The sequence below is a fragment of the bacterium genome, assembly GCA_035549195.1.
Taxonomy (GTDB): Bacteria; Oederibacteriota; Muellerivitia; order Muellerivitales; family Muellerivitaceae; genus DASZRK01.
Genome location: DASZRK010000012.1, coordinates 145,435 through 151,853, shown reverse-complemented (window position 1 = coordinate 151,853; position 6,419 = coordinate 145,435). Strand labels below are relative to the sequence as shown.

Below are 6,419 nucleotides of genomic sequence, written 5' to 3'. Positions count from 1 at the left end.
CATAATGGGTATGGTGCACGTCGCGGACCTCGAAGCCGGCGCGCTCCCGGTTCAAGCCGCCCGGTCCCAAGGCCGACAAGCGACGCTTGTGGGTGAGCTCGGCCAGGGGATTGGTCTGGTCCATGAACTGGGACAACTGGGAAGTTCCGAAGAACTCCTTCACCGCGGCCGTGATGGGCTTGGTGGAAATGAGCTGGCTGGGCATCGGGTTCATGTCCATGTCGACGATCGACATGCGTTCCCGGACCGCCCGTTCCATCCGGGTGAAGCCCAAGCGGAGCTTGTTCTCCAGGAGCTCGCCGGCGGTGCGGATGCGGCGATTGCCCAAGTGGTCGATATCGTCCTTCTCGCCCTTGCCGTTGCACAGGTCGAAGAGGTAACGCATGATCGCCACCAGGTCTTCCTTGGAAAGGGTACGGTTCTCCAGGCTGGTCTTCATGGCCAGCTTCTTGTTCATCTTGTAGCGGCCGACGCGGGCCAGGTCATAACGCTTCTTGTTGAAGAAAAGGTTGTCCATGAGGCTGCGGGCGTTCTCCAAGGTCGGAGGGTCGCCAGGACGCATTTTCTTGTAGATCTCCACCAGAGCCGTGTCCTGGTTGTTGGTGTTGTCCTTGCGCAGGGTATTGAGAATGGAGACGTCATTGGGGTTGGAGGGAACGGCTTTCACGTTCTTGACCCCGATCTTCTTGAGGGCGGCAACGACCTCGGCCGTGAAATCGGCGCCGGTCTCGACCACGACCTCGCCCGTCTCAGGATGGGCCACATCGGACGCAGCGGCCTTTCCTTGCAGTTTCTTGTCGGAGACCTCCAAGGTCTCCACGTCGAAAAAGATCTTGAGGATATCCTCGTCGGTGGAGAAGCCCCAGGCGCGAAGCAGGGTCGAGGCCACGAATTTGCGCTTGCGGTCGATGCGGGCATAAAGGATGCCGTTCACATCGAACTCGAACTCGAGCCAGCTGCCATGGTAGGGAATGACGCTGGTCATGAACATCTTCTTACCTGCGGCCGAGAGCTTATCATCCTCGTCAAAGGTCACGCCGGGCGAACGGTGCAACTGGGAAACGATCACCCGCTCCGCGCCGTTGATCATGAAGGTCCCGCGATCGGTCATCATGGGCAGGTCGCAGAAGAAGACCTCCTGCTCACGGATGTCCTTCACCTTTTTCGTGTGGGTCTCAGGGTCCTCCTCGCGGATGACCAGCCGCAGGGTGACCTTCATGGGGACCGAATAGGTCATCCCGCGTTCCTGGCATTCGCGCACGTTGTATTTGGGCTCTAAAAGCGTGTAGGAAACGAACTCCAGGGAGGAAACCTCATTGAAATCCCAGATCGGGAAAACGCTGGAGAAGACCGATTGAAGGCCTTGGTCGATCCGCTGTTCGAGGGAAACTTCCTTTTGAAGAAAGGCGTCGTAGGACTTGCGTTGGAATTCGATCAGGTCCGGCATATCCATGATGACGGGAATGCGGCTGAAGTCGATGCGTTCACGACGACCAAATTTCATTTTCTTCACGAAGGGTCCTCCAGATCGAACATTTAGGAATGGATCGGAAACGTCCTGAAAAACTAAAGCGGGGAAGGGGTTTCCCCGTTTAGGGCCAAAGAGGGCGAATTATATAGATTTAACTTGAAAAGAGTCAACTCTTTTGCCTAGGAAAAAGCCCCAAGACCCGGGTGATACCCTGGAGGTCGGAATAGGGACTCATCTCCCACTCCGTGCCAAAAAGCCCCCGGACTTTGTCGTAGCCATTGGCCTCCAATTCGAAAAAAGCCGCCCCATCAGGATCCAAATGATCCATCAAATCCTTTTGAATCTCTTGATAGGCCCCTAATCCTTTGTTTTCAGCGAAAAGAGCCTCCGGAGGCTCAAAATCCCTTACTTCCGGGGCCAAGCCCTGCTTTTCCTCGAAGGGGATATAGGGTGGATTGCTTACGATCACCCCGAACCGGGTGGGATCCTCGGCCTTCAAAGCATCGAACCAGCTTCCCAGGCGCCAAATCACCCCTGGTACTTCCAGCTTCGTGGCATTGGATACAGCCAATTCCAGGGCCTTTTCGGACCGATCAACACCCCAAACGCGGCAAGATAAGGTCTTGGCGATCGCAAGAGCGATACACCCGCTTCCTGTTCCCAAGTCCAAAACCAGCCGTTTTTCTTCGGGGAGGGTCTTCAAGTGAGTCAAAGCCCTTTCGACCAAAAGCTCGGTTTCAGGCCTTGGGATAAGGACCCCAGGGGCGACGTAAAAGGCCAACCCGTAGAATTCCCTAATTCCCGTGATGTACTGGATCGGCTCATGTTGGGCCCGACGTTGGAAAAGACACCGCATCCTGGCCAGTTCTTCCTTGTCCAAGGGCCGGTCATATTGGAGATACACTTGGAGCCTCTTGATCCCCAAGGCGTGGGCGACCAGGACCTCGGCATCCAACCGGGGGTTGGAGAGGCCTTTTTGGGCCAAAAAAGGGACCGCCCACTGGAGGATCCTCAAGGGGGTCCAGGACTCGGGGACTTTGTCCTCCACTCTTAGCCTTCTTCCTTCAACAGTTCTTCTTGCCGGGCCAGGGCCAAGGCCTCGACGAACTCGTCCAAATAACCCTCCATGACCTTGTCCAATTGGTAGAGGGTCATCCCGATCCGATGGTCGGTCACACGGTTCTGGGGGAAATTATAGGTCCTTATCTTTTCACTGCGGTCCCCGCTCCCCACCTGGCTTTTGCGCGTGGCCGACACCTTCGCCTGCGCCTCCACATCCGCCCTTTCCTTCAAACGGGCGTAAAGCACCTTCATGGCCTTTGCCTTGTTCTTGAGCTGGGAACGTTCGTCCTGGCACTGCACCACGATCCCCGAAGGCAAATGGGTGATGCGCACGGCCGAATAGGTGGTATTGACGCTTTGCCCCCCGGCCCCCGAGGAACAGAAGGTGTCGATGCGAAGGTCCGAGTCCTTGATCTCCACATCCACTTCATCGACCTCGGGAAGGACGGCCACGGTGGCCGCGGAAGTATGGATACGGCCCGAGGCTTCGGTGGCAGGGACCCGTTGGACCCGATGGGTGCCGCTCTCGAAGCGGAAGCGGCCGAAGGCGCCCTTCCCCATCACCATGAATACGATCTCTTTGAACCCGCCCAGGTCGGTCGGACTTGAATCCATGAGCTCCACCTTCATCCCGATCCGCTCGATATAGCGGGAATACATACGGAAAAGATCGGCCGCGAAAAGGGCCGCTTCATGGCCGCCTGTGCCCGCCCTGATCTCGATCAGTGCGTTCCGGTCCCCATTGGGATCCTTAGGCAAAAGAAGCGTCTTGAGCTCTTTTTGGATCTCTTCGATCCGCCTGTCCAACAGAGGGATCTCGGATTCGGCCAGGGACTTCATTTCCGGCTCCGCACCCTGCGCCAGGTGGACGGCTTCTTCCCGTTCCTTCTGGGACCTGCGGAATTCCTCGATCTTGCGGGCCAAGGGTTCCAGGTCCGCATGCTCCTTCGATATCTTCTGCAGCTCGGACGAATTGGAAAAGGTCTCAGGATGGGTCAACCGGTCCGAGAGTTCTTTGAACCTCTTTTCGGCTTGTAGGATCTTGGTCTCGATCATGGTCCGTCATTTCTCGGTGGGTAGATCGCATCGGGTTTTCACGACAAAAAACAGAAAGCCCCAGGAATTGAATTCCTGAGGCTTTAGGTCATGAAATGGAAGCTAGTTGTTCTTTTCGGCGGGGGGAGGGGCGGCTTGCCGTTTGGCCTTCTTGGCCGCGGCGGCGACAGCCTTCGCTTCCAAGCGGGCCTTGTTCTCGGCCTGGGCATTGGCTGCAACAACGGTCTTCTTTTGGAATTTCTCGACCCGGCCGGCCATATCCACCAGCTTGATCTTCCCGGTGAAGAAGGGGTGGCAAGCGGAACAGATCTCGACCGAAAAGGTCTCGCCCTTGGTAGAAGCGGTCTCAATGACGTTCCCACAAATGCAGACGACCTTGGTCTTGTAGTACTTCGGATGGATGCCAGTTTTCATGCTAAGACTCCGTTTTTTTTGCCCCAGGACCGGCTCGGATCGGCCGGAGCCCCAAGGGACTGGTAAGTTTAGGGTAAAAACCTAAAAAATCAACCTTGGAGGATCGGCGATCCTTTTTCGGGCTTGTTTCCCGGAAAGTCGGTCATTGGACGAGGTAAAGCAGGGGATTTTGAGGTTTTCCATAGAGCCGAACCTCGAAATGGAGATGGGGCCCGGTGACCCGCCCGGTCTTCCCCACTTTGCCGATCAATTGTCCCCGTTTGACCCACTGATTGGGCTTCACCAGGATCTCGTCCAGATGGGCGTAATAGGATGTCAGACCCGCCCCGTGGTCCAGGATGATGAGCCGGCCGTACCCCGCCCGCAGGTTGGCGAAGACCACCTTCCCATCCTGGGCCGCGACCACGGCGTGGCCGAACCCTGGCGCCAGGTCCAGTCCCTCATGAAAGGTGAGCTTGTGGGTGATGGGATGGATCCTGTACCCGAATCCGTCCGCGAACCGCCCGGTGGTGGGTTTCAAGAAACCTTTTTGGGCCCCTAGGCTCATGAGCGCGACCCAACGCGGGTCCTTCTGGCCCAAGTAAGAAGCTCCGGGTAGATAGAGCACATCGCCCGCGTGCAGGTCCGAGTCATCCCTCTTTTGGTTGGCGATGAGGATGTCCCTTAAGGGAATGCCGTAAGCGCGGGAAATGTCCGCCAATCCCTGTCCGGAATGGACCAAGTGATAAATGCCGTCCTTGGAAGGGATGAAGATGGGGCTCCCGGCTTTGGGCTGGCTTTCGTCATTGGCCTGATTGAGGCTCCGAAGGGTGGTCTCCAGGAGGTCGAATTTTTTAGCCAATGTGGCGAAGGTCTCGCCCGATTGGGGATGGTAAAGGGAATACCGGATGCCAGGGGTCTTGAGAAAAGGGGTGAAATCCTGCAGGGATGACGCGGGGCTCGCGGCAGGGGCCCTCAATCGTTCGGCGAGGCTGGGAGCCCAACGGTCGAAGGTCAGGAGCGCCATGGCGCTCCAGAGTACGACCAAGACGCCGGCGACGGTGAGGTAGACCCGCCGCAGGAAGGGATCCATGGGCCTAATCGCTGACGGGGCCCTTCATGGATTCCAGGAAGGCCTTGTTGGTCTTGGTGCGGCGCATCTTGTCCAGAAGGAATTCCATGGCTTCCACGGGGTTGTTGGGATTGAGGATCTTTCTGAGGACCCAGACTTTGTTCAACTCCTCGTCGCTCATCAGGAGTTCCTCACGGCGGGTCCCGGAACGGGTGATGTCGAAGGCCGGGAAAACACGGCGCTCCGCCAGTTTTCGGTCCAGGATGATCTCCTGGTTGCCGGTGCCCTTGAATTCCTCGAAGATGACCTCGTCCATCCTGCTTCCCGTATCGATCAAGGCGGTGGCCAGGATGGTCAGGCTCCCTCCTTCCTCCAGGTCGCGGGCCGCGCCGAAGAAACGCTTGGGACGCTGCAGGGCGTTGGAGTCCACACCGCCGGAGAGAACTTTCCCCGACGAGGGGACGATGGTGTTATAGGCCCGGCCCAGGCGGGTGATCGAATCCAACAGGATGACCACATCGCGCTTATGCTCGACCAATCGCTTGGCCTTTTCGATGATGATCTCGGCGACGGTCACGTGCCGCTCGGGCGGTTCATCAAAGGTCGAGGAGACCACTTCGCCCTTGACCGACCGTTGCATATCGGTGACCTCTTCCGGACGCTCATCGATCAAAAGGACGATGAGATAGACCTCGGGATGGTTCTTGGCGATGCTGTTGGCGATCTTCTGGAGCAGGATGGTCTTGCCGGTTCGGGGAGGCGCCACGATGAGACCGCGTTGGCCTTTTCCCAGGGGGATCAGAAGATCCATGACACGCATGGACAGCTCGTCCGGGGTCGTTTCCAGGACGATACGCTTGTTGGGATAGATGGGGGTCAGGTTGTCAAAAAGCAACTTGTGCTTGATGGCTTCGGGCGCTTCGAAATTGATCGTATCGACCTTGAGGAGGGCGAAATAACGCTCTCCTTCCTTGGGCGGGCGGACCTGGCCGGTGACCGTATCGCCCGTGCGCAGGTTGAAGCGGCGGATCTGGGATGGAGAGACGTAGATGTCGTCGGGTCCGGGCAAGTAGTTGTAATTGGCGGACCGTAGGAACCCGAATCCATCGGGCAGGATCTCCAGCACCCCTTCCGCGTTGATGACACCGTTCCGCTGGGTCTGGGTCTCCAGGATCTTGAAGATCAGGTCCTGTTTTTTCATCGCGCTGATGTCCTCGAGGTTCAACCCCCGGGCGAGCTCCGTGAGCTCGGCGATGGTCTTTTTCTTGAGATCCGCGATATCCATAAAAGGAAGGTCCTTTCCAAGATCGGCCACCCCGGAGGAGTCAGGCCTTAACGAATGGATTTTTGATCAGAATTAAAACG

The 6,419-nt window shown here is 57.4% G+C and carries 6 protein-coding genes; all 6 read right to left on the bottom strand.

Annotation, left to right across the window (positions count from 1 at the left end; translation table 11 throughout):
• Nucleotides 1-1,504, bottom strand: a 1,504-nt coding sequence (rpoB, locus tag VHE12_02600; protein ID HVZ79673.1) for a DNA-directed RNA polymerase subunit beta, incomplete at its 3' end; no start/stop codon positions are given.
• Between the two features lie 133 nt (nucleotides 1,505-1,637).
• A complete protein-coding gene (gene prmC, locus VHE12_02595) occupies nucleotides 1,638-2,519 on the bottom strand; it encodes a peptide chain release factor N(5)-glutamine methyltransferase (protein ID HVZ79672.1) in 882 nt (293 codons plus the stop codon).
• A 2-nt stretch (nucleotides 2,520-2,521) separates the two neighbouring features.
• Entirely contained in the window at nucleotides 2,522-3,589 is a 1,068-nt protein-coding gene (gene prfA, locus VHE12_02590; protein HVZ79671.1) for a peptide chain release factor 1, read from the bottom strand.
• 102 nt (nucleotides 3,590-3,691) lie between these two features.
• Entirely contained in the window at nucleotides 3,692-4,003 is a 312-nt protein-coding gene (rpmE, locus tag VHE12_02585) for a 50S ribosomal protein L31 (GenBank protein HVZ79670.1), read from the bottom strand.
• 142 nt (nucleotides 4,004-4,145) lie between these two features.
• Nucleotides 4,146-5,075 (bottom strand): M23 family metallopeptidase, encoded by a 930-nt coding sequence (locus tag VHE12_02580; protein ID HVZ79669.1) that lies wholly within the window; start codon nucleotides 5,073-5,075, stop codon nucleotides 4,146-4,148.
• 4 nt (nucleotides 5,076-5,079) lie between these two features.
• Entirely contained in the window at nucleotides 5,080-6,339 is a 1,260-nt protein-coding gene (gene rho, locus VHE12_02575; GenBank protein HVZ79668.1) for a transcription termination factor Rho, read from the bottom strand.
• Between the last annotated feature and the right edge of the window lie 80 nt (nucleotides 6,340-6,419).